The 23,134-nt window shown below is 64.5% G+C and carries 19 protein-coding genes; 12 read left to right on the top strand and 7 right to left on the bottom strand.

All coding sequences use genetic code 11. From position 1 onward, the window contains the following. The 8 genes from dxr to lpxB all read left to right on the top strand — a co-directional run bounded on the left by dxr (window position 1) and on the right by lpxB (window position 9,111). Window positions 1-1,164, top strand: a complete 1,164-nt coding sequence (dxr, locus tag WDB91_RS11240; RefSeq protein ID WP_339112648.1) for a 1-deoxy-D-xylulose-5-phosphate reductoisomerase — start codon at window positions 1-3, stop codon at window positions 1,162-1,164. Between the two features lie 13 nt (window positions 1,165-1,177). Further along, window positions 1,178-2,524 carry an RIP metalloprotease RseP gene (rseP, locus tag WDB91_RS11235; protein WP_339114512.1) on the top strand — a complete coding sequence of 449 codons (1,347 nt, stop codon included), beginning with the start codon at window positions 1,178-1,180 and terminating at the stop codon, window positions 2,522-2,524. Between the two features lie 140 nt (window positions 2,525-2,664). Then, window positions 2,665-5,010 carry an outer membrane protein assembly factor BamA gene (gene bamA, locus WDB91_RS11230; protein WP_339112647.1) on the top strand — a complete coding sequence of 782 codons (2,346 nt, stop codon included), beginning with the start codon at window positions 2,665-2,667 and terminating at the stop codon, window positions 5,008-5,010. Window positions 5,011-5,013: 3 nt separating this feature from the next. After that, on the top strand, window positions 5,014-5,733 hold the full coding sequence (locus tag WDB91_RS11225; RefSeq protein WP_339112646.1) for an OmpH family outer membrane protein: 720 nt from the start codon (window positions 5,014-5,016) through the stop codon (window positions 5,731-5,733). 137 nt (window positions 5,734-5,870) lie between these two features. After that, on the top strand, window positions 5,871-6,332 hold the full coding sequence (fabZ, locus tag WDB91_RS11220) for a 3-hydroxyacyl-ACP dehydratase FabZ (protein WP_339112645.1): 462 nt from the start codon (window positions 5,871-5,873) through the stop codon (window positions 6,330-6,332). Between the two features lie 10 nt (window positions 6,333-6,342). Further along, window positions 6,343-7,143 (top strand): acyl-ACP--UDP-N-acetylglucosamine O-acyltransferase, encoded by an 801-nt coding sequence (lpxA, locus tag WDB91_RS11215; RefSeq protein WP_339112644.1) that lies wholly within the window; start codon window positions 6,343-6,345, stop codon window positions 7,141-7,143. 22 nt (window positions 7,144-7,165) lie between these two features. Then, window positions 7,166-7,963 carry a UDP-2,3-diacylglucosamine diphosphatase LpxI gene (lpxI, locus tag WDB91_RS11210; protein WP_339112643.1) on the top strand — a complete coding sequence of 266 codons (798 nt, stop codon included), beginning with the start codon at window positions 7,166-7,168 and terminating at the stop codon, window positions 7,961-7,963. Then, complete coding sequence (gene lpxB, locus WDB91_RS11205) at window positions 7,963-9,111, top strand: lipid-A-disaccharide synthase (RefSeq protein WP_339112642.1); 1,149 nt, start codon at window positions 7,963-7,965, stop codon at window positions 9,109-9,111. The genes lpxI and lpxB overlap by 1 nt, the downstream gene beginning before the upstream one ends. 27 nt (window positions 9,112-9,138) lie before the next feature. On the opposite strand, the gene WDB91_RS11200 is transcribed toward lpxB, so the two are convergent. The 6 genes from WDB91_RS11200 to cobU form a co-directional block, all read right to left on the bottom strand. Continuing rightward, window positions 9,139-10,032 (bottom strand): transglutaminase family protein, encoded by an 894-nt coding sequence (locus WDB91_RS11200; protein WP_339112641.1) that lies wholly within the window; start codon window positions 10,030-10,032, stop codon window positions 9,139-9,141. Between the two features lie 6 nt (window positions 10,033-10,038). Next, window positions 10,039-12,456, bottom strand: coding sequence for a circularly permuted type 2 ATP-grasp protein (locus tag WDB91_RS11195; RefSeq protein WP_339112640.1), 2,418 nt, complete (start codon window positions 12,454-12,456; stop codon window positions 10,039-10,041). Window positions 12,457-12,481: 25 nt separating this feature from the next. Next, window positions 12,482-15,814 carry a transglutaminase family protein gene (locus WDB91_RS11190; RefSeq protein ID WP_339112639.1) on the bottom strand — a complete coding sequence of 1,111 codons (3,333 nt, stop codon included), beginning with the start codon at window positions 15,812-15,814 and terminating at the stop codon, window positions 12,482-12,484. Between the two features lie 115 nt (window positions 15,815-15,929). Further along, window positions 15,930-16,682: an adenosylcobinamide-GDP ribazoletransferase gene (locus tag WDB91_RS11185; RefSeq protein ID WP_339112638.1), complete on the bottom strand. Its 753-nt coding sequence runs from the start codon at window positions 16,680-16,682 to the stop codon at window positions 15,930-15,932. Further along, window positions 16,679-17,725: a nicotinate-nucleotide--dimethylbenzimidazole phosphoribosyltransferase gene (cobT, locus tag WDB91_RS11180; protein WP_339112637.1), complete on the bottom strand. Its 1,047-nt coding sequence runs from the start codon at window positions 17,723-17,725 to the stop codon at window positions 16,679-16,681. The genes WDB91_RS11185 and cobT overlap by 4 nt, the downstream gene beginning before the upstream one ends. Then, entirely contained in the window at window positions 17,722-18,234 is a 513-nt protein-coding gene (gene cobU / locus WDB91_RS11175) for a bifunctional adenosylcobinamide kinase/adenosylcobinamide-phosphate guanylyltransferase (RefSeq protein ID WP_339112636.1), read from the bottom strand. Before cobU ends, cobT begins: the two co-directional genes overlap by 4 nt. Window positions 18,235-18,281: 47 nt before the next feature. Between cobU and WDB91_RS11170 the strand changes: the two genes are divergently transcribed. Genes WDB91_RS11170 through cobD form a run of 4 tightly spaced genes read left to right on the top strand, consistent with a single transcriptional unit; the run spans window position 18,282 to window position 21,645 of the window. Then, window positions 18,282-18,878 carry a histidine phosphatase family protein gene (locus WDB91_RS11170; RefSeq protein WP_339112635.1) on the top strand — a complete coding sequence of 199 codons (597 nt, stop codon included), beginning with the start codon at window positions 18,282-18,284 and terminating at the stop codon, window positions 18,876-18,878. Next, window positions 18,869-19,711 (top strand): propanediol utilization protein, encoded by an 843-nt coding sequence (locus WDB91_RS11165; RefSeq protein ID WP_339112634.1) that lies wholly within the window; start codon window positions 18,869-18,871, stop codon window positions 19,709-19,711. Before WDB91_RS11170 ends, WDB91_RS11165 begins: the two co-directional genes overlap by 10 nt. Next, window positions 19,708-20,646: an adenosylcobinamide-phosphate synthase CbiB gene (gene cbiB / locus WDB91_RS11160; RefSeq protein WP_339112633.1), complete on the top strand. Its 939-nt coding sequence runs from the start codon at window positions 19,708-19,710 to the stop codon at window positions 20,644-20,646. The genes WDB91_RS11165 and cbiB overlap by 4 nt, the downstream gene beginning before the upstream one ends. Window positions 20,647-20,658: 12 nt before the next feature. Next, the gene (gene cobD / locus WDB91_RS11155) at window positions 20,659-21,645 is read left to right on the top strand and encodes a threonine-phosphate decarboxylase CobD (RefSeq protein WP_339112632.1); all 987 of its coding nucleotides are present in this window, start codon (window positions 20,659-20,661) and stop codon (window positions 21,643-21,645) included. Here the strand turns inward: cobD and WDB91_RS11150 are convergent. Continuing rightward, a complete protein-coding gene (locus tag WDB91_RS11150; protein WP_339114511.1) occupies window positions 21,625-23,070 on the bottom strand; it encodes a cobyric acid synthase in 1,446 nt (481 codons plus the stop codon). The two genes, cobD and WDB91_RS11150, sit on opposite strands and share 21 nt — an antisense overlap. Between the last annotated feature and the right edge of the window lie 64 nt (window positions 23,071-23,134).

Raw genomic sequence — 23,134 nt, 5'->3', positions numbered from 1 at the left:
ATGCGCGTTACAGTTTTCGGGTCGACGGGGTCTATCGGCGAAAGCACCTTCGATCTCTTGCAGCGATCCGATCATCAGGTCGTGGCGCTGACCGGCGGGCGCAATATCAGGCGTCTGGCCGAGCAGGCGATTGCCCTGAAGGCCGAACTGGCGGTAACCGCCTATGACGACTGCCTGCCCGCGCTGCGCGAGGCGCTTTCGGGAACCGGCATCGAGACAGCGGCCGGCACGCAGGCCCTGATCGAGGCGGCAGAGCGTCCGACCGATTGGGTGATGTCGGCGATCGTGGGGGCCGCGGGCCTTGCGCCGGGGTTCCGCGCGCTCCGGCAGGGCGCGACACTGGCGCTGGCCAACAAGGAAAGCCTCGTGACCGCAGGCCCGCTTCTGCTGGCCGAGGCCGAGAAACACGGCGCCCGCATCCTGCCCGTCGATAGCGAGCATTCGGCCATCTTTCAGGCGCTGGTGGGCGAGGATATCGACGCGGTCGAGCGGATCATCATCACCGCCTCGGGCGGCGCCTTCCGCGACTGGCCGATGGAGAAACTGGCAGGCGCCACCGTGGCGCAGGCGTCGAGCCACCCGAACTGGGATATGGGCCAGCGGATCACCATCGACTCGGCGTCGATGTTCAACAAGGCGCTCGAGATCATCGAGACGCGCGAGTTCTTCGGTGTGGAGCCCTCGAAGATTGAGGTTCTGGTCCATCCCGAGAGCATGGTCCATGCGCTTGTGGGCTTCCGCGACGGGGCGCTGATGGCGCATATGGGCGCGCCCGATATGCGCCATGCCATCGGCTATGCGCTCAACTGGCCCAATAGGGCGGAACTGCCGGTCGAGCGGCTCGATCTGGCAAAACTCGGTAGCCTGACCTTCCGCGCCCCCGACGCCGCGCGCTATCCCGCGCTGCGTCTGGCCTATGAGGTGATGGAGATCGGCGGCACAGCGGGAGCGGCCTTCAACGCCGCCAAGGAAATCGCGCTTGATGGGTTTATCGATGGCCGGATCGGGTTTCTCGATATGGCCCGTGTGGTCGAGGAAGTGCTGACGGAGATGTCAGCGCGTCAAGGCCTTTGCAATACGGCGATAAGTCTGGATAACATTGCCCATACCGATGCGGAGGCCCGTGCGCTGGCGCGGCGTTTTCTGACCAAAGTCACCCAGTGACCCCAAGCCAAGGATTGATCGCGTGGACTTGCTGCCGGATCTCGGGAATTTTCTCTATACGATCGTGAGTTTCGTGATCGCTCTGTCGATCATCGTCACGGTCCATGAATATGGCCATTACATCATCGGGCGCTGGTCGGGGATCAAGGCGGATGTGTTCTCGCTGGGCTTTGGCCCCAAGCTGATCTCGCGGGTCGATAAACATGGCACCCGCTGGCAGATCGCGGCGCTTCCCTTTGGCGGTTATGTGAAATTCCGGGGCGATGCCAATGCGGCCTCGGCCAAAGGCGATGAGGCCGAACTTGCGGCGCTGAGCCCCGAGGAGCTGCGCCAGACCATGCATGGCGCGCCGCTCTGGGCGCGGGCCGCGACGGTTGTGGCGGGGCCTGTGTTCAACTTCATCCTGTCGATCGGGGTGATTGCGGGGCTGATGCTCTATACCGGCACGCCGACCGACAAACCCGTTGTGGGGGTGCTTTATGCGCTGCCCGATGGCACGGGCGGGCTGCGCAGCGGTGACGAGATCGTGGCGGTGGCGGGCGAGCCCACGCCCGATTACCCGAGTTTCAACGAGGCACTGGCCGACGCTCCCGAGGGTGCGAGACTGCCCCTGCAGGTCGCGCGCGACGGGCAGGTGATGGATATCGAGGGCCCGCAGCTCTTTCCGCCGCGCCTGACGGGGGTCGCCCCCAAATCCGCCTCCTATGCGGCGGGGCTAGTGGAAGGTGATGTGATCACCGCGGTGGATGGCAATCCGATCTGGACCTTCGAGGATCTGCGTCAGGCGGTCTCGTCCTCCAAGGGTAAACCGCTCGATCTGACGGTCTGGCATGCAGCCACCCGGACAACGTCACAGATGGTGCTCACGCCCAAGCGCACCGATGTGCCCAGCGTTGACGGCGGCTTCGAGACGCGCTGGATGATCGGGGCGACGGGGGGCTTCATCTTCGAGCCGCTGACCCGCCCGACCGGTTTGGGCGAGGCGCTGACGGGGGCCGTGTCCCAGACATGGGGCATTGTCACCCAATCGGTCTCGGGGCTGAGTAACATGATCCTCGGCAATATTTCCTCGTGCAACCTGCAAGGGGCGATCGGGATCGCGCAGGGCTCGGCTGCGGCGGCCAAATCGGGGCTCGAAAATTTCATCTGGTTCATCGCGCTCCTGTCGACCGCCGTGGGCTTCCTGAATCTCTTTCCGATCCCCGTTCTCGATGGCGGGCACCTGATGTTCTATTGCTATGAGGCGATCGCCGGAAAGCCGCCTTCCGACCGCATCATGAACGTGCTGATGTCGATCGGCGTGGCGCTTGTTTTCGGGCTGATGCTTTTCGGTCTGTCCAATGATATTCTCTGTCCCTGAGGCAGAATGCAGGCGGGAGGCAGTGACATCGGGGCACTGTCTTCCGAATTGATTAAATGGGGGCTCTTCGCTTTGACAAGCCCGCATAGACTCGGTATCGACAATTAACGAATAATGCTGCCGAAAGGCTGGAGAGGGCGATGACAAACAGGCAAACTGGCCGGCAAGGTCTTGGACAATTTTCCGGTATTCTCGTGCCGGCGGCTCTGTCGCTTGCCGTGGCTCTTACCAGCGTGGCACTCCCCGAAACGGTCTGGGCGCAGAGCTACAGCTTCTCCAGCGTTTCGATCACCGGTAACCAGCGCGTCGATAACGCGACGGTACTGGGCACGGCAGGTATCAAAGTGGGCGAGAGCATGAGCGCGGGCGAGCTGAACGCCGCCTATCAGAAGCTGCAATCCTCCGGTCTCTTCGAGACGGTCGAACTGGTGCCGCAAGGCTCGACTCTGAAAATCAATGTGCAGGAATACCCCACGATCAACGTGATCGCCTTCGAGGGGAACAAGCGCCTGAAAGACGAAGCGCTTGCGAAGATCGTCAAATCCGAGAGCCGTCGCGTCTATAATCCGGCAACCGTCGAGGCCGATGCCCAGCTGATCGCCGATGCGTATGCCGAAGGCGGCCGTGTGAATGCGCGTGTGACGCCCAAAGTCATCCGCCGCTCGAATAACCGCGTGGATATCGCCTTCGAGATCAAGGAAGGCGCGGTCACCGAGATCCAGCGCATCACCTTCACCGGCAACAAGGCGTTTTCTGACCGCCGCCTGCGTCAGGTCCTGCAGACCAAACAGGCCGGTATCCTGCACCAGTTCATCCAGCGTGACACCTTCGTGGCCGACCGCGTCAATCTGGATCGCCAGCTGCTGACCGATTTCTACCGCTCGCGTGGCTATCCCGATGTGCAGGTCAATGGCGTCTCCTCCGAGATGACCCGCGACCGTGACGGGTTCTTCATGACCTATAACATCTCCGAAGGTCAGATGTTCAAATTCGGCAAGATCACGACGGTCTCCGAAGTGAACGGTCTCGACGTGTCGGAATATGCGCCGCTGTCGAAGATCCGCACCGGCGCGATCTACTCGCCCAATGCCATCGATCTGGCCGTCACGCGGATGGAAGAGAAAGCCCGTCAGGAAGGGCTGAACTTCGTGCGCGTCGATCCGCGGATCACCCGCAACCCGCGCACCGGCACGCTGGATATCCAGTTCGCGCTGGTGAAAGGGCCGAAGATCTTTGTCGAGCGGATCGATATCGAAGGGAATACCGCAACGCTGGATCGCGTGATCCGTCGCGAGTTCCACACGGTCGAAGGCGACCCCTACAATCCGCGCGAGATCAAGCGCTCGGCAGAACGTATCCGCGCGCTCGGCTATTTCTCGAATGCCGATGTGAACACCAAGCCCGGCACCAATCCCGATCAGGTGATCGTGGACGTGAACGTGACCGAACAGCCCACCGGCTCGCTGACCTTCGGCGCAAGCTATGGCGCCTCGGCAGGGTTCGGGATTACGGCGGCCCTCAACGAGCGCAACTTCCTCGGCCGTGGCCAGCATCTGGCCGTGTCGATCGGAACGACCTCGGACAACCAGAGCTCGGTCATCAGCTTCACCGAACCCTATCTCTTCGGTCGCGATCTGGCGGCAACGGGCAAGGTCTTCTACACGACGACCAGCGATGACAACTCGGATTACGACACCGAACGCGCCGGCATCGAGCCGTCGATCGAGTTCCCGGTCTCCGAGAATGCGCGTCTGAAGCTGCGCTATAACCTCACGAGCGAACGCCTCTCGGGTGTCGATGACTATGATGCCGACGAGGATACCGGCTCCTCGCCGATCCTCAGCCGCGAGGAAGGCACGCGCTGGAAATCCGCAGTCGGTTATACCTATACCTATGATACCAGCGAAAATAATATCGATCCGCGTTACAGCTACCTGTTCCGCTTCGATCAGGAATTCGCGGGTCTTGGCGGGGATGTGCAGGCGGTGACGACCACCGCTCTTGGCCGCGCACAGCGTAAGGTCTGGAACGACGAGGTCACGCTGCGGGCCGAGCTGGAAGGCGGCGGGATCATCGCGGCCTCGGGCGACACCACGATCCTCGACCGCTTCACCGGCAATAACAAGATCCGTGGCTTCGAATCGAACGGCATCGGTCCGCGCGATACGGCTGCGCCCAACGAGGACGCGCTTGGCGGGAAGTATTTCGCCGTCGCACGTCTGGAGGCACAGTTCCCGCTGGGTCTGCCCGAGGAATACAAACTCGGTGGTGCGGTCTTCCTCGATGCGGGCTCTGTCTGGGGGCTTGACGATACCGATGGTGTGGAAAATGTCGATGACGGCTTCCACCTGCGGTCGGCAATCGGTGTCTCGGTCCTGTGGGACAGCTTCATCGGTCCGCTGCGTCTGAACTTCTCGAAAGCCATCGTGAAGGAAGATTACGACGAAGAGCAGAACTTCGATCTGACCGTTTCGACGAAGTTCTGATCCATGATGTCGCTGCGGCATAGGGTCGGGCTGATCGGGCTGGCGGGGTTGACCGCGCTTGTCTCGGTGCCCGCCCTTGCTCAGACGGCTGCGCAGAACGGCCCTTCCGCCACGCGCGACGGGGCCGTTTCCGCCAATATGCCGATCCTCACGCTGGATTGGGACGAGCTTTACCAGAGTTCGGAATGGGCCCGCAGGGTCAAGCAGCAGTTGGCCCGCGAGACGGCCTCGCTCGGCAGCGAGAACAAGCGCATTGCCGATGATCTGGTCAGCGAGGAAAAATCGCTGACCCAGCGCCGGGCGAGCATGACCCCGCAGGCCTTCCAGAAGGCGGCGGCTGAATTCGACAAGAAAGCCACCGATATCCGCGCGGCCCAGAAAGCCAAGGCCGAGGCGCTCGCGCATCAGGTCGAGGCCGAGCAGCAGGCTTTTCTGAAAGCGGCGCTGCCGCTTCTGGATGATCTTCTGCGCAAGAAAGGTGCCCAGATCGTGATTGACCGGCGGGTGATCATCCGCGGGCTGTCTCAGATCGATGTGACCGATGACATGCGCGATATTGTTGATGCCAAACTCGGATCCGGCATTCCGCAGCCCGTGCCCGAGGAGCTCGGTGGCACGGCGCCCGATCCGGCCTCCGCTGCCGCCTCCGAGGCCGCAGCGCCCAAGGACGGTGCCGATCTGCTGGAGCAAGGCGAGATGCCGCCGCTTTCGACCGCGCCGTAACCTCTACCACGCCCGTATCGTTTTACGATGTGCGGCCCGCGTGGTTACCTTGCAATGTCTTGCGGGGGTTGGTATTTCATGGCTCCGGCCCGATCGGCGATCCGTCGTCGGCAAAAAGATATACAAGGGACAGAAGAATGACCGAAGCCGCCCCCTATACCGAAGCCGATCTGGCGCTCATTAAACGTATGCTGCCGCATCGTTACCCCTTCCTTCTGGTGGACAAGGTCACGGACATCGTGCCTATGGAAAGCGGTGTAGGCATCAAATGCGTCACCTCGAACGAGCCGCATTTCGAGGGCCATTTCCCGCAGGAGCCCGTCATGCCGGGCGTGCTGATCGTGGAAGCGATGGCGCAGACGGCCGCGGTGATCACCGGGATCTCCAAGAACCTGATCGACAAGGATATGTCGGTCTATTTCATGTCGATGGATAAGGTGAAATTCCGCCGCAAAGTGGTGCCGGGCGATGTTCTGCGCATGGAAGTGAAGCTGCTGCGCGGCGGCGGCAAGGTCTGGAAATTCGAGGGCCGTGCGCTGGTCGATGGCGAGCTGGCCTGCGAGGCAGAGCTGACCGCCATGATGGCGACCGGCAAGTAAGGAGACGGGCATGGCGATCGATCCCACTGCCGAGATCCACGCCTCTTCTATCATCGAAGAGGGCGCCACCATCGGCGCGGGCTGCAAGATCGGTCCCTTCTGTCTTATCGGCCCCGAGGTTTCTCTCGGGGCGGATGTCACGCTGCATTCGCATGTGGTGGTGACCGGTGCGACCGAGATCGGCGAGGGGACGGAGGTCTATCCCTTCGCCTCGCTGGGCCAGATCCCGCAGGACCTGAAATTCCGCGGTGAGAAGACCCGTCTGGTCATCGGCAAACGCAACCGTATCCGCGAATATGTCACCATGAATACCGGCACTGCAGGCGGTGGCGGTGTGACGCGCGTGGGCGATGACGGGCTATATATGTCTTCGTGTCATGTAGGGCATGACTGCATCATTGGCGACCGCGTGATTCTGGTGAATTCCGTGGCGGTCGCGGGGCATTGCCATATCGGCGACGATGCGATCGTGGGCGGGCTTTCGGGCGTGCACCAATGGGTGCGCATCGGACGCGGCGCGATGATCGGCGCCTTGTCGATGGTGACGGCCGATGTCATGCCGAATGCGTTGGTCGCGGGCCCGCGCGCCCATGTCGAGGGGATGAACCTCGTGGGGTTGCGGCGCCGTGGCACCGACCGCGCCGAGATCACCGCGCTGCGCGATCTCTACAAAGCCCTTGGCGAAGGCAATTTCCGTGAAGTTGCCCGTGAACAGAACGAGGCAGGCTCCGACAGCGAGCTGGTGCGCGAAGTTCTTGATTTCATTCTGGGCCCGTCGGATCGTTCTTTCCTGACGCCCCATCATAAGTAAGGCCAGCATAATGGACGGACAGATGAACCCCAACACCATCGCATTGATCGCAGGCCAAGGGGCGGCGCCCAAAATGCTGACGCAAGCCGTGCCGGGGCTGACCGTCTGCGAGATGGACGGGTTCCCTTGCGAGGTGGAGGGCGAGGTCCTGCGCTTCCGTTTCGAGCGTCTGGTGCCGTTCCTCGACGAGCTGGTCTCGCGCGGGGTCACGCATGTGGTCTTTGCGGGATCGCTGTCGCGTCCCAAGATCGAACCCGAGATGTTCGATCTCAAGACCGCGCAGCTTGTCCCGCGATTGGTGGGCGCCATGCAACAGGGCGATGATGCGACGCTGCGCGCGGTGATCGAGCTGTTTTCCGAATGGGAGATCGAGACGCTGGGGATCCACGAGATCCTGCCGCAGCTTCTGCCGCCTGCGGGATTCCGTCTGGGCACGATCAGCGAGCGCGACGAGAAAGATGCCGAACGCGCCGCGGCCATTCATGCCGCGATGGGCGAGGCAGATGTGGGGCAGGGATGTGTGGTCTCGAACGGGCTATGTCTGGCCGTCGAAACCCAGCCCGGCACCGATGCCATGCTCGAGTTCGTGGCACAGCACAAGGCGCTCAACCCGGGCGGCGGCGTGTTCTTCAAGGCCCCCAAGCCCACCCAGGACCGACGGATCGATCTGCCGGTGATCGGGCCGCAGACGGTTGCGCAGGTGGCCAGAGCGGGGCTCAAGGGCATCGTGATCGAAGCCGGCGGCGTGATGGTGCTCGATCAGGCGGCCACCGCTGCGGCTGCGACAGAAGCCGGTCTCTTCCTCTGGGTGCGTCCCTGATGCGGGTCTTCATCATCGCGGGTGAACCCTCGGGCGACAAGCTCGGTGGCGCGTTGATGGCGGGTCTGAAGGCGATGGTGCCGGAGGTCGAGTTCACCGGGATCGGTGGCCAGCACATGGAAGAAGAGGGGCTGTCCTCGCGCTTCCCGATGGAAGAACTCTCGGTCATGGGCATTGCCGAGATCCTGCCGAAATACCGCGAGCTGAAACGCCGCATCCGAGAGACTGCCGAGGCGGTCATCGCGGAGAGACCCGATGTGGTGATCTCCATTGACAGCCCCGATTTCTGCCTGCGTGTCCATAAGATCGTAAAACAGAGCCATCCGTCGCAGAAGGTCGTGCATTACGTCGCTCCATCTGTCTGGGCGTGGCGGGCAGGGCGCGCGGCCAAGATGGCCAAGACGGTCGATCATGTGTTGGCCCTGCTGCCTTTCGAACCGCCCTATATGGAAGAAGCCGGAATGAGCTGTGATTTCGTGGGCCATCCGGTCGTGACCGAGCCGTTGGCCAGCCGCGAGGAGGCGAGCGCCTTCCGCGAGACCCATATGATCGGGGCGGACCAGCCGCTCGTCCTGTGCCTGCCCGGATCGCGCAAATCCGAGGTCTCGCGTCTGGGGCCGCGGTTCGATGAGGCGCTGATGCAGCTGCGCGACCGGGAGCCGGGCCTGAGGGTCGTGGTGCCCACCGTGCGGGGGGTGTCGAAATTCGTGCGGCAGATGACGGCGCGCTGGCCGGTGGCCCCGATCGTGGTCGAAGCCACCGAGGACAAACGTGCGGCTTTTGCCGCAGCCGATCTGGCGCTTGCGGCCTCGGGCACGGTCTCGCTCGAACTGGCGGCCAACCGCACACCGATGGTCATTGCCTATGATGCCTCGCGCATCACATGGCATATCGTTTGGAACATGATGAAGATCGATACGGTCACGCTGGTCAATCTGGTATCGGATACCCGCGAGATCCCCGAGTTTCTGGGGCCCAACTGCCAGCCCCGACTGATTTCGGAGAAGCTTTCGCAGATCCTCGACGATCCCGAGACGCGGGCCGGTCAGGTGGCGGCGATGGAACTGACGATGCAGCGTCTGGGCGAGGGCGGCGAGGCCCCGGGTCTGCGGGCCGCCCGCTCCGTGCTGGAATTCATGGGCCGCTAGATTCGGGACAACGGCCTGCCGTTGGCATCACACCGCGCCAAGATGCGGGCGCGGGATCACATCCACGGCCTGTGTTGTCTTGGCGCCGCCCACACCGCGCAGCGCCCCGCGCACGGGGGCCACATCCGCGTAATCGCGACCATAACCCACGGTGATGTAATCGGTGCCCGCGAACTGGTCGTTGGTCGGGTCGAACTCGACCCAGCCCATCTCGGCACCGGCCCAGGCACGCACCCATGCGTGCATCGCATCCGCGCCCTCCAGCCGCTCCTGCCCTTCGGGGGGATTGGTGCGCAAAAAGCCCGAGACATAGCCTGCCGGAATACCGATCCCGCGCAAAGCGGTGATCATGATATGCGCGAAATCCTGACAGACGCCGCGCCGTGCCTCGAAGGCCTCATGCGCAGGCGTCTCGGCCGTTGTGGCAGAGGCGTCGAATTCCATCTCGCGATGGATGGCATGCCCGATTGCCGCAATCGCCTCATAGGTGCTCATGGCGGGGCTCACACAATCCGCGCCGAAAGCCGTGATGGCCGGCACGCGCGGAATGCGCGGCGAGGGATGGGTGAAATGGTGGGGCGCATCGGGTTTGAGTGACATCGATGCCGCCAGATCACGCGGCAGGGCAGTCAGGCGCGCCGAGAAATCCATCTTGCGCGGGTCTTCCTTGCGCTCGACCTTGGCCCGCACCTCGAACCGCAGCGAGGACACGGGCCGCGCCCATGCTACCTGGGACATGCAGGTGCCGAAATAATCGGTCAGATCATGCTGTTCGTCAGGGACAGGATCGATGTGAAGGGTCGCTTCATGGACCGCTTGCACCCCCGCCAGAGAGCGGGGCATCAGCCGCAGCATATTGCGGGCGCGATCCGTTGGATAATCATAGTGATAGGCGATGACGAGTTTCAGATCATAGAACATGGGTCATCATCTCAGATAGGCTGTGGTCAGGAGGTCGGACAGCTCGCCCAGTTCGCGCCGCAGCCGTGCAAGACGCTCGGGGGTCATGTCACGCGGCTCGGCACAGCTGAACTCGGTCGAGAGCTGCATCAGACGGCGCATCAAGGGCCCCGGACGGGCATGATCCATAGCGTTGGGCATCCTGCGCGCGATGTTCTCCATCCGGCAGATCAGGAAGGCGAGCGCACGCGGATTGTCACCATCGAGTGCGAGCAGGTCCAGCACCGTGTCACGGCTGGTTTCCACGCGGAAGCGCCGCTGATGGGTGATCACGCTGTCACAGACCTCGACCGCCAGATCGAGCCCGCCCTCGGGCGCGTCAGGGGCGGCGTAAAGCTCGAGAAGCGTCGCGGTGGCATCGGCACGTTCAAGCGCCCGCCCGAAGGACAGGAAATGCCATGCGGAGAAGCGATACATATTCTCGTGCACCAGCCCCGAGAAGCCGGTGATCTTGCGCAGGAACACCGACATCGCGCGCGCCGCGTCATCTCCGTTCTTGGTCTTGCCCTGCAGTCGGCGGGCGGTCTCCAGAAGATCGCTCAACGCATTCCAGCCATCGGTCGAGAACCGGTCCCGCACCTTGGCGGCACAGCTGCGCGCCATCTCGAAGCGCCCCAGAAGCGTATCGGGGATCGCTTTCTCGAATGTATAGCCCACCGAGGACAGGTAGACGCGCATCAGCCTGAGCCGCGGATCGGCGGCATTGCCGGTGGCGGCAAGGCGCAGGTGATAGGCCCGCAGGAGCCGAATCGCATCCTCCGTGCGCTCGATATAGCGTCCGAGCCAATAGAGGTTATCGGCCGCGCGCGCGGGCAGGATGCCCTGATCGCTGCGCTGGAACCGTCCTGTGGTCTCTGCGGCAAGGCTCTCTTGCGGCACGGGTCGGTCAGACACCACCCAGACATCGGCCACCGATCCGCCGCGCTGCATCGCGAGTGCTGTCGGATCCTCGGACTGGCCGATACGGGCGTAGCCGCCATGCAGGAAGCGCCAGCCGTCTTCGGTGCGCGCGGCAAAGACCCGCACCGTCATCGGGCGCGGGGTGATCCTTGCCTGACCGTCTCCTTGGCGCGACCATGCGGGTGTGGTCGAGAGCGTGACGGCTTCCTGACCCACCAATGCGCGGCCTTCCTCCTCGAGCCACTGGCTGACAGAGCCTTTGGCGCGGCCACGAAACTCCCCGCCGAGCGCGGTTGTGGCGTTCAGGTCGAAGGGCAGATCCACCGCATAGGCCGATCCGATCATCATCCGCTTGACATTGGCTTCGACATAGGAGCGCGCCTCGGGTGCACCGCACCACCATGTGGCGATATTGGGGAGTTTGAGCGGCTCGCCCAGCATCACCTCGCTGATACGCGGCAGGAAGGCCAGCATCGAGCGCATTTCCATGATCCCCGAGCCGAGCGCATTGGCCATCCCCAGATGCCCGCGCCGCACGGCTTCCATCAGACCGGGTGTGCCGATCTGGCTGGTCTCGTCGAGTTCGATCGGGTCGGCAAAGCCCGAATCGATGCGCCGCCAGAGCGCCCCCAGCGGCTGCGGCCCCGAGATCGTGCGCACCTTGGCACGGCCATCCTCGACGACGATATCCTCGCCCTCCAGAAGCGGCACCCCAAGATAGCGCGCGATATAGGTGTGTTCGTAATAGGCCTCGTTGGAGGGGCCGGGGGTGAGGATCGCGGGGATCGCCTGACGCTGGTCCCGATCCTCGGCCAGCCGCTCGGAGGCACCCAGAAATGCTCCGAAGAACCCTGCAAGCCGGTGGATATAGGCCCGCGGGAACCGCTCGGGGAAGGCACGCCCCGTGGCCATCCGGTTCTCGAGCGCAAAGCCCGCCCCCGACGTGGCCTGCGTCCGGTCCCCCAGCACGAACCACGATCCATCAGGCGAGCGCCCGATCTCGAAGGCCAGAAAATGCAGATAATGCCCGCCCTTGGGTTTGACCCCCACCATCGGGCGCAGGAACTGTTTCGACCCCGCGATCAGCTCGGCCGGCAGATGACCTTGCGCCACCAGATCGGCGGAGCCGTAAAGATCGGCCATCACATGTTCCAGCAGCTCGGCGCGCTGGGTGAGCCCCTCGCAGATATGGTCCCACTCGCTATCATGCAGGATCACCGGGATATGGCTGAGCGGCCAGCTGCGCTCGGTCAGCGGATCGTTGGAATATTGCCGGTAGAACACCCCCGCATCGCGCAGATAGAGATCGGCCCGCTCGAACCGCGCCTCGATTTCCTCGGGGCTCAGCCGCACAAAGCGGTCGATGAAACGCCGCCAGACAGGGCGCATGCGGCCCTGTGCGTCGAAGAGCTCGTCCGCGACCCCCTTTACAGGGCGATAGCCTGCCAGCAGGGCGCTGGCAGGATGCTGCTTTTTCTCGGCCATTGGTCTGCCTTGATAACTTCCGGGCTCAGATCAGCCCGATGGGACGTCGAAGGTCAAGCGTCAAGGGGAATTCGGGATGCGGATGTTCCATCGGCGGCACATAGGCCCCCGGGGTATGCCCGAACGGCTGGAACCGCGCCAGACGCCGCGCCTCCGCCTCATTGGCATTGACAGGGAAGGTGTCGTAGTTGCGCCCGCCCGGATGGGCCACGTTATAGGTGCAGCCTCCGATCGCGCGGTTTGACCATGTGTCATAGATGTCAAACACCAAAGGCGCATTGGTAGGCAGGGTCGGATGCAGCGATTCCGGCGGCTTCCATGCCTTGTAGCGCACGCCCGCGACCGAGGTGCCCGAGGTGCCCGTGGGCGTCATCGGCAGGAAGCGCCCGTTGCAGGTGACCTTGTAGCGGTCCTGATGGAGCGAGGTCATCTTGACCTGCATCCGCTCGACCGAGCTGTCGGTATAGCGCACAGTGCCACCGATCGCGCCGGTCTCGCCCAGCACATGCCACGGCTCGAGCGCCTGTTTCAGCTCCAGATGCACGCCCTCGACGGTGATCTGTCCGCAGAAGGGGAAGCGGAACTCCTCCTGCGCCACGAACCATGCCGGATCGAACGCATAGCCATGCTCTTTCAGCTCGGCCAGAAGGCTCAGGAAATCCTCCCAGATGAAATGCGGCAACATGAAGCGGTCATGGAGCACCGTGCCCCAGCGCACCGGACGCCCTTCGACGGGCGCTTTCCAGGCCCGTGCGATGATCGCACGGATCAGGAGCTGCTGGGCCAGCGACATGCGCGGATGCGGCGGCATCTCGAAGCCGCGGAACTCCACGAGGCCCAGACGGCCTGTCGGGCCATCGGGCGAGTAGAGCTTGTCGATACAGATCTCGGCGCGGTGGGTATTGCCCGTCACGTCTATCAGGATATTGCGCAGCAGGCGGTCGGTCAGCCATGGCGGCACGGCCATGCCCGGCTGGATCTGGTTCAGCGCGATCTCGAGCTCGTAGAGGCTGTCATGGCGGGCCTCGTCGATGCGGGGCGCCTGCGAGGTCGGGCCGATGAACATGCCCGAGAAGAGATAGCTGAGCGAGGGATGGCGCTGCCATGTCAGGATCAGCGATTTCAGAAGGTCGGGGCGGCGCAGGAAGGGGCTGTCATTGGGCGTCTCGCCGCCCACCACCACATGATTGCCGCCGCCCGTGCCGGTATGGCGTCCATCGATCATGAACTTGTCGGCCCCGAGCCGCGAGAGGCGCGCCTCTTCGTAGATCGCCTCGGTGGTGGCCACGCAATCCTCCCAGGAATGGGCAGGGTGGATATTGACCTCGATCACGCCCGGATCGGGGGCCACGCGGATGACGTTGAGACGAGGATCATTCGGGGGGGCATAGCCCTCGATATGGACCTTGAGCCCCAGATTGGCCGCCGCCGTCTCGGCTGCGCGCAGAAGGTCGAGATAATCCTCGAGCCAGACTACCGGCGGCATGAAGACACACAGCCGCCCGTCACGCGGCTCCACCGAAAGCGCGGTGCGCACGAAGCCTTCGATCTCGGGCGAGCCTTGCGGTGTGAAGCCTTCCCCCATCGGTTCGGAAGGGATGAAAGAGGCCATCGGCTGGCTCAGCCGCTCGGCCGGTTTCACCGGATCGCGCTTGGGCAGGGGCGGGCGCGGGATCGTCGGGTCGGCGGGGTTGTGATAGGGGTATTGCGCCGCACTCAGATGCGGCAGCGAGGCCAGCGGCAGACGGTAGCCCGCAGGGCTGTCACCGGGAGCCAGAAGCATCGCGCCGCGCCGCAGTTTCCAGCGCTCCGAGCGCCAGCCCGCACCGCCCGCCTTGGCCTGCCAGCGCTGGACCGGCAGCACGAAGGCAGTGGGCGTGGTCAGGCCACGGTCGAAGACCCGCGCTATGCGGTGGCGCGCCTCGGCATCCTCCAGCTTGGAATTGGCAGGCGTCACATTCTCGGGAAGCTGCGCCTCGCGCACCAGCCATTCGGCAGGGTCCTCATAGGCGGGAATGACGTAATTCTCATCCACATCCAGCTGGCTCGCGATTTCCCGCATCAGCTCCTGCGCCTGCAGCGGCGTGGCATCTTGCGATGTGCCCTCGGGGGCGATCAGGTCAGTGTTCGACCAGACCGGCTGCCCATCATGGCGCCAGTAGAGAGAGAAGGTCCAGCGCGGAAGCGTCTCGCCCGGATACCATTTGCCCTGACCGTAATGCAGGAAGCCACCCGGTGCGAAACGACCCTGCAGCTTGCGGATCAGCACATCGGCACGGTCGCGCTTCTGCGGGCCAACGGCGGCGGTATTCCATTCCTCGGACTGGAAATCATCGATGGAGACGAACGTCGGCTCGCCGCCCATCGTCAGGCGGACATCGCCCGAGGCCAGATCGCGGTCGACCTGTTTACCCAGATCGTTGAGCGCCTCCCATGCCTCGTCCGAAAACGGCTTGGTAATGCGCGGGTGCTCGGCCACGCGGGTCACCTCCATGTCGAAATCGAATTCGACCTCGGGGGTGCCATCGGCGGTAAAGCCACCGGCGATAGGGGCGGCGGTGCGGTAATGCGGCGTGGCGGCCAGCGGAATATGGCTCTCGCCGGTCATCAGGCCGGAGGTCGGGTCGAGCCCGATCCAGCCCGCACCGGGCAGATAGACCTCGACCCATGCGTGCAGATCCGTGAAATCATGCTCGGTCCCCGAGGGGCCATCGAGCGCCTTCACATCGGGTTTGAGCTGGATCAGATAGCCCGAGACAAACCGCGCGGCAAAGCCAAGCCGCCGCAGCACCTGCACCAGAAGCCAGCTGCTGTCACGGCAGGAACCCGATTTAAGCGTCAGCGTCTCCTCGGGCGTCTGCACGCCCGGTTCCAGCCGGATCGTGTAATCGACGAGGTTCGAGACCTGCATGTTGAGGCCCACGAGGAAATCGACCGTGCGCTCCTTCTTGCGCGGGATGGTCGCAACGAATTCGTCGAGCGCCTCCGAGCCTTCCTCGGGTTTGCGGTAGACGGCAAGATCTGCGGCATAATCCGACGGATAGTCGAAGGGCCAGTATTCGGCACATTCCTCGACGAAGAAATCGAACGGGTTATAGACCGTCATATCGGCCACCAGATCGACCTCGATCTTGAACTCGCGCACCGGCTCGGGGAAGACAAACCGCGCCAGCCAGTTGCCATAGGGATCCTGCTGGAGGTTCACGAAATGCTCGGCCGGTGTGACTTTCAGCGCATGCGAGATCACCTTGGTGCGCGAGTGCGGCGCCGGTCGCAGACGGATGATCTGCGGGCCAAGCATGACGTCGCGGTCATATTTGTAATGGGTAAGATGATGAATCGATGCGTAAATCGCCATAGCACGCAGTCCTTGGAAACAGGTTATGCCAAACTAGGCAAGTGCTGGGATCAAGGGCCAGTGTTTTCGACATTCCGGCCAAATTATCGCCGGATACGCTTAAAATTTACGCACTCTACAATAGCGACATCAGGGCGATCCAGCCGAGGATCTCGGAGGCCTGCTGGCTTGCGCCCAGCACATCGCCGGTCTGCCCGCCGATCTGGCGCTTGGCGAGATAGGCCACGGCCGCCCCGCCCAGCACCACGGCCAGCCCGATGAGCGGCGCATAGATCCCCGTCAGCGTCAGCCCCAGCGCGCCATAGACTAGCGCGAGGATCAGGGCGTTTTTCGGAACCCCGGTGGCGGCATGGCCCATCCCGTCGGGGCGGGCCACCGGCATCAGGCTTTGCCAGATGGCGATCTGCGCGCGCGAGGCCATAGCCAGCGCGATCAGCGCCGCTGCCGCCAGATGGGCGCCCTGGGCATAAAGCGCCGCGATACCGCAGGCGCGCAGGCCATAGGCCAGGATCAGCGCGGTTACCCCGTAGCTGCCGATCCGGCTGTCGCGCATGATATCGAGCTTTTTCTCACGCTCGCGACCACCGCCGAACCCGTCCGCCAGATCGGCCAGCCCGTCCTCATGGAGCGCGCCCGTCAGGAAGGTCAGCGTGACAAGGCACAGGAGGGCCGCCGCAAAGGGCGGCAGCCCCAGAAGGGCCGAGAGCCCCAGCGCCAGCGCTCCTCCCGTGCCGATCAGCAGACCCGCGATCGGATAGGCCCAGACCGTCTGGCCGAGATTGATCTTATCCTCCGGCAACCGGCCTGCAGGCAGGCGCGAGAGCAGGATGACGGCAAGCTGCAATTCGGCCAGACGGGCGCGGATCATTGGGCGGCATCCATGGTCGTGTCATCCTCGTGCGCTTCATCGACACCCGCCTCCGAGAAGGTCGCCATGCCGTTATGGCATTCGAGCGCCGAGCGCAGGATGCCGAGTGCAAGGGCCGCGCCGGTGCCTTCGCCCAATCGCATGTCGAAACCGAGGATCGGATCCTTTCCAAGGTGACCAAGGATCTTGCGATGGCCGGGCTCGGCGCTGACATGGCCGACGAGGCAGTGCTCCAGAAGCCGCGCATCGACCCCGAAGAGGGGGGCGGCCGAGGCCGTGCAGATGAATCCGTCAAGGAGCACCGGAATCCGGTAGAGCCGTGCGGCCAGCACCGCGCCGCAGATCGCAGCCTGCTCGCGCCCGCCAAGGGCGGCAAGCGTTTGCGCCGCGCTCAGGCCCTGATGGCGTTCGAGGCCACGTTCGATAGCCGAGATCTTGCGCGCGACCCCCGCATCGTCCGACCCCGTGCCACGCCCGACCCAATCGGCCACATCGCCCCCGAAGAGCGCCGAAGCCAGTGCCGCCGCAATGGTGGAATTGCCAATACCCATCTCGCCCAATATCAGCACATCCGCCTTTGGGTTCACGGATGCCGCACCGCGATTGAGCGCCTCGAGCGCCTCGGCCTCGTCCATCGCGGGGCCTTGCGTGAAATCACGCGTGGGGCGGTCGAGATCGATGGCGACGGCCGACAACTCGGCCCCGTTCGCGCGGCAGAGCTGGTTGATCGCAGCGCCGCCATGTTCGTAATTGGCCACCATCTGCGCGGTGACCGATTGCGGGAACGGGTTTACCCCTTGCGCGCAGATCCCGTGGTTTCCTGCAAACACAATCGCCTGTGCCTTGCCGATGCGGGGCCTGTCGGTGACCCGCCAGCCTGCCATGAAGACCGCCAGATCCTCCAGCCGCCCCAAGGATCCCGGCGGCTTGGTGAGCTGGCCCTGCCGCGTGCGGGCCGCCTCGGCGGCCTCGTTGTCGAACGCGGGCAGCCTGTCGGCGAGACCGTCGAGCTGGGACAGGGTGGAAAGCGGAAAGAGGCTCATTGTGGTTTGACCTTTAGTGCATAGCCGCAGGTGACAAGATGGACCTCATCCGCCACGGCGGCTATTTTCTGGTTAAGCTGTCCTTGCGCGTCGCGGAAGCGGCGCGCAAGAGCGTTTTCAGGAACGATTCCCATTCCGACCTCGTTGGTGACGAAAATAACCGGCGCGTCGAGCTGTGGCAAACAGCCGATAAGGGCCTCTGCCTCCGCCTCGATATCGCGGTTCTCCATCATCAGGTTGGTCAGCCACATCGTCAGGCAGTCGACAAGACGCGGCGCGCCCCCGTCGGTATCCCTAAGAGCGCCGACGAGATCGAGCGGCGCCTCGATATCGCGCCAGCCCGTAAGACGACGGGCGCGGTGTTCCTCGACCCGCGCCTGTGTCTCGGCATCCCAGATCCGTGCCGTGGCAATATAGATCGCGGGAGAGCCGAGGCTCAGGGCCTGGTTCTCCGCGAGGCGAGACTTGCCTGAACGCGCGCCGCCGGTCATTAGAATGATCTTGCTCATCGGGCGATGAGAAAGCAGAAACGGGCTGGAAAGCAAAGAGGTAGTTTATGTCGATCACGCAGCCGTCAGCGCTCCCGCCGCCCGAGGACGGTCCGCAATGCGAGCTGGTGCTGATCCGCCATGCCCCCGTTATAGGCGATGGGTGTGTCTATGGACGCCGCGATCTCGGCGCAGATCTCGCGGACCGGACGGCCTTGGCGCGGGTGGCGGAGGCGGTGCCAGAGCCTGCGCGCATCGTGGCAAGTCCCGCGCTGCGCTGTGTCCAGACCGCGCGCGCGCTCTGGCCCGATCTGCCGATCGGGACCGAGCCGGATTTCTGGGAACAGGATCTCGGGGAATGGGAGGGCCGTCCCTATGCCGAACTGCCCGATCTGGGGCCGCTACCGCTCGAGGTGCTGGCCGCACATCGACCGCCCGGGGGCGAGAGTTTTCTCGATCTCTGCGCACGGGTGCCGCGTGGTCTTGCGCCGCTGTCGGGGCGGGTGACGGTGCTCGCCCATGCCGGAACCATCCGCGCCGTGCTGGGGCTGGCCTTGGACGTGCCCGCTGCGGGGCTGCGCTTCGAGATCGCGCCGCTATCGCTCACGCGGGTGAGTTTCCTGTCCGGGGGCGCGGTGATCCACGAGGTCAACCGATGCGTCTGACCCGTAGCACGCGCCTGCGGGTCGCCGGACATTTCGGCGAGTTCCTGCAGGGACGGATCGGCAGCACGGGGCCGGTTGCGCTGGTCTCGGTGCCCTGTCCGGTGCTGGGCGTCACGCTCGATGTCAGAGCCGCACCCACAGGCCATGTGCATGACCCGCAACGCCTTCTGCCTGCGGGGGCACTGGCGCAGATCCAGCGGATGCTGCGGCGCCCCTTGCGCGGAGCGGTCCGGCTCGGCGCCTCAATGGTGGCGGGGGCGGGTTGTGGCGCCTCGACCGCCGCGCTGACGGCGCTGATCCGCCATATGGCGCCCGCGCTGCCCGCGTCGCAGATCATGCGGCTCTGCTGGAAGATCGAGGGCGCGAGCGACCCGCTGGCCCATACCTATCCGGACTGCCATCTCTGGGCCTCGCGTCAGGGAGAAAGCCTCGGCGTCTTGCCCGCGCCGCCGCCAATGCGCCTGATCGGCGGGCTCTGGGGTGCGCCCGAACCCACCCGTCCGCAAGATCAGCACTTTGCCGATATTTCGGATCTTCTGCCAGCCTGGCGGGCGGCCTGCCTGCGCGGGGATCTGGCACAGGTGGCTGCACTGGCGGCCCAGAGCGCCGCGCGCACGACCGCTCTGCGGGGGCCCGCGGCCGATCCCACATCAGGGCTCGCATGCGAGGTGGGGGCCTTGGGCTATCTGCGCGCCCATACGGGATCGGCACGGGCGCTGGTCCTGCCACTTTCGGCGTCGCGCCAACAGTGCGATACAATCCGTGACAGGCTGCGCGCGGCAGGCTATGGGCGGGTGGTGGAATTCACGCTCGGCCAGCGGAGGGGATCATGACCGGAGCACTCATCATGCTGATCGGTTTCGGGATCGATGCGGTCCTTGGATGGCCCGCAGCCGTATTCCGGCGCATCGGCCATCCGGTGACATGGCTGGGGGCGTTGATCCATGCGCTGGAGGGGCGCCTCAATCGCGCGCATTGGTCCGATAACGGGCGGTTCTGGGGCGGGGTTGCGACCACGCTCTGCGCGATTTTCTTGCCCGTGATGCTCGCCATCACCATCACATGGCTTGCGCCCGCGAACTGGCTCGGGACGCTGATCCTGTCGCTTTGTGCTTGGCCGCTGATTGCCGCGCGCTCGATGTATAGCCACGTGGCCGCCGTTGCCCGCCCGCTTTCTGCGGGCGATGTGCCGCAGGCCCGCGTGGCGGTGTCGATGATCGTCGGGCGCGATCCGGCCCGGCTGGATGAGGCCGGGGTGGCGCGTGCGGCGCTCGAAAGCCTTGCCGAGAACAGTTCTGACGGGATCATCGCGCCGCTCTTCTGGGGGGCGCTTCTGGGGCTGCCGGGGATTGCGGCTTATAAGGCCATCAACACGCTCGATTCCATGATCGGCCATCGCAATGACCGCTATGAATGGTTCGGCAAATTCGCGGCCCGTCTGGATGATGGGGTGAACCTGATCCCCGCGCGCCTGACTGGGCTGATCTTTGCGCTGGTCTCCGCGCCTGTGCGGGCGCTCAAGGTGATGGCGCAGGATGCGGGCAAACACCGCTCGCCCAATGCCGGCTGGCCCGAGGCGGCCTTGGCGGCGGGTTTGAGCGTGCGCCTGTCGGGGCCGCGGGTCTATGGTGACCATGTGGCGCATGAACCCTATGTCAATGAAGGCGCCCCCGATCCGCGCCCGCAGGATCTGACGCGCGGGCTCTCCCTCTATCTCAGGGCGATGGGGCTTGCGGCCTTGTGTCTTGCCCTTCTGTCCTGTCTCTGAAAAGGCCCCGATATGCGTGATCACGGTGGAAATCTCGATTGGGCCATGGCCGAATATGGCCGGACGGGCGGGCAGGGCGAGTGGGTCGACCTCTCCACAGGGATCAACCGCGTGCCCTATCCCGTGGGCACGCTCCCGCCTGCGGCCTATACCGACCTGCCCACCGGCGCGTCCATGGCGGCGCTGCTGGCCGTGGCGCGCCAGAGCTACGGCATGACCGGTGGGGGGATTGCCGCGCTGGCCGGTGCACAGGCGGCCATCCAGATGCTGCCGATGCTGCTGGACGGCCCGCGCAAGGCCCGCGTCCTCTCACCCACCTATAACGAGCATGCCGCGTGCCTGCGTCAGGCGGGCTGGCAGGTCGAGGAGGTCCGTCACCTTCGCGATTTGGAGGGCGCGCGGCTGGCCGTGGTGGTCAATCCCAACAATCCCGACGGGCAATGCCACAGCCCCGAGGTACTGATGGCCTTGCGCGGCAGGGTCGGCACGCTGGTGGTCGATGAAAGCTTCGCCGATCCGCGCCCCGATCTGTCGCTTGCGGGGCAGGTTGGAGAGGAGGATCTCTTCGTGCTGCGCTCGTTCGGCAAGTTCTACGGGCTGGCGGGGCTACGGCTTGGCTTTGCATTGGGGGCCGAAGCCCGGATCGCGCGGTTGCGCGAGATGGCAGGCCCTTGGCCTGTCTGCGGTGCGGGGCTTGCCATCGGCACCAGAGCGCTGGCAGATCGCGACTGGCAGAGCACCACGATCGCGCGGCTGGTTCAGGACATGGCCCGTATGGACGCGCTGGCCGCGCAGGCAGGCTGGGACCTTGTGGGTGGGACAGAGCTATTCCGGCTTTACGCGACCCCCGATGCGGTTCGGGCGCAGTCCCGACTGGCCCGCGCCCATATCTGGAGCCGCATCTTCCCGTGGCATCCGCGCTGGATCCGCCTCGGCCTTCCCGGCAACGAGACAGAATGGGCGCGCCTTGCGCATGCACTAACGGGCAAGGCCGAGTAAGCCGTCCACATCCAGATGCGCCTCCAGATGGGCGGCCAAGGCGTCGAGCGTGGCTTCCACCAGGGCTCCATGCGCAATATTGCCCGACCGCGCTCCGAGCGTGCCCAGCCATGCCGCACGGAACCCGTCCTCACCGAACATCCCGTGCAGATAGCTGCCCATGATCCGGCCATCGGGCGAGATTGCCCCTTCGGGCACGCCCGCGACCATCGCAAAGGGCCGTGCACGATCAGGCCCGTCACTACGCCCGATATGGATCTCGTAGCCCGAGAATCCGCATCCCGTCGGTGCATGGAGGGCCTCCACCCGTGTCAGGCGCTTGTCCTCTACCATCACCGTTTCGATATCGAGAAACCCCAGACCGGGATCGCTGCCCGCAGGCCCTTCAAGCCCGTGCGGATCATGTACGACACGCCCCAGCATCTGGTAGCCGCCGCAGATCCCGAGGATCCGCCCGCCACGCCGCACATGCGCCTGCAAGTCCACTTCCCAGCCCTGCGCGCGCAAAAAGGCCAGATCGCCACGGGTGGATTTGGAACCGGGAATGATCACCAGATCGGTATCACCGGGCAGGGGCTGGCCCGCCCGCAAAATGCTCAGCGACACATGCGGCTCCTGCATCAGCGGATCGAGATCGTCGAAATTGGCAATCCGCGAAAGCCCCAGACAGACCACCCTGAGCCCCGAGCCACCCGAGGCATTCGGCAAATCCAGCGCATCCTCGGCCGGCAGACGGCCAGCCTCCGCAAACCACGGCAAAACGCCAAAACCGCGCCAGCCCGTGCGCGTCTCGATCATCCGGTAACCTTCGTCAAACAGCCGCGGATCGCCACGGAACTTGTTGATGAGAAATCCTGCGATCCGCGCGCGGTCGCCCGCGCCGAGCACGGCCTGCGTCCCCACGATCTGTGCGATCACCCCGCCACGATCGATATCTCCGGCCAGCACCACCGGCACATCGGCCGCGCAGGCAAAGCCCATATTGGCAATGTCATTCTTGCGCAGGTTTACCTCGGCAGGACTACCCGCCCCCTCGACGATGACCAGATCATGCGTGGCCTTAAGGCGCGCGAAACTCTCCAGAACCGGCGCCATCAGAGAGGGCTTCAATGCCGCATAATCGCGCGCCTTCACGGTCGCCCGCCGCTTGCCCTGCACGATCACCTGCGATCCGGTCTCGCTCTCGGGCTTGAGCAGGATCGGGTTCATATCGACCACAGGCTCCACTCCGCAGGCCATCGCCTGCAAGGCCTGCGCCCGCCCGATCTCGCCACCATCCACGGTAACGGCGGCATTGTTGGACATGTTCTGCGGCTTGAAGGGCGCAACGCTCAGCCCGCGCAGCCGCGCCGCCCGACACAAGCCCGCAACCAGCATGGATTTTCCCACATTCGAGCCCGCGCCCTGGATCATCAGCGCCTTCATGATGCCACACAGTCCATGGGGAAGGGCCGAGGCACCGCATCTCGACCGTGCCATTGGCAGCTGG

This window comes from Thioclava sp. GXIMD2076 (assembly GCF_037949795.1).
GTDB lineage: Bacteria > Pseudomonadota > Alphaproteobacteria > Rhodobacterales > Rhodobacteraceae > Thioclava > Thioclava kandeliae.
This window is presented reverse-complemented; position numbering and strand designations above follow the sequence as displayed.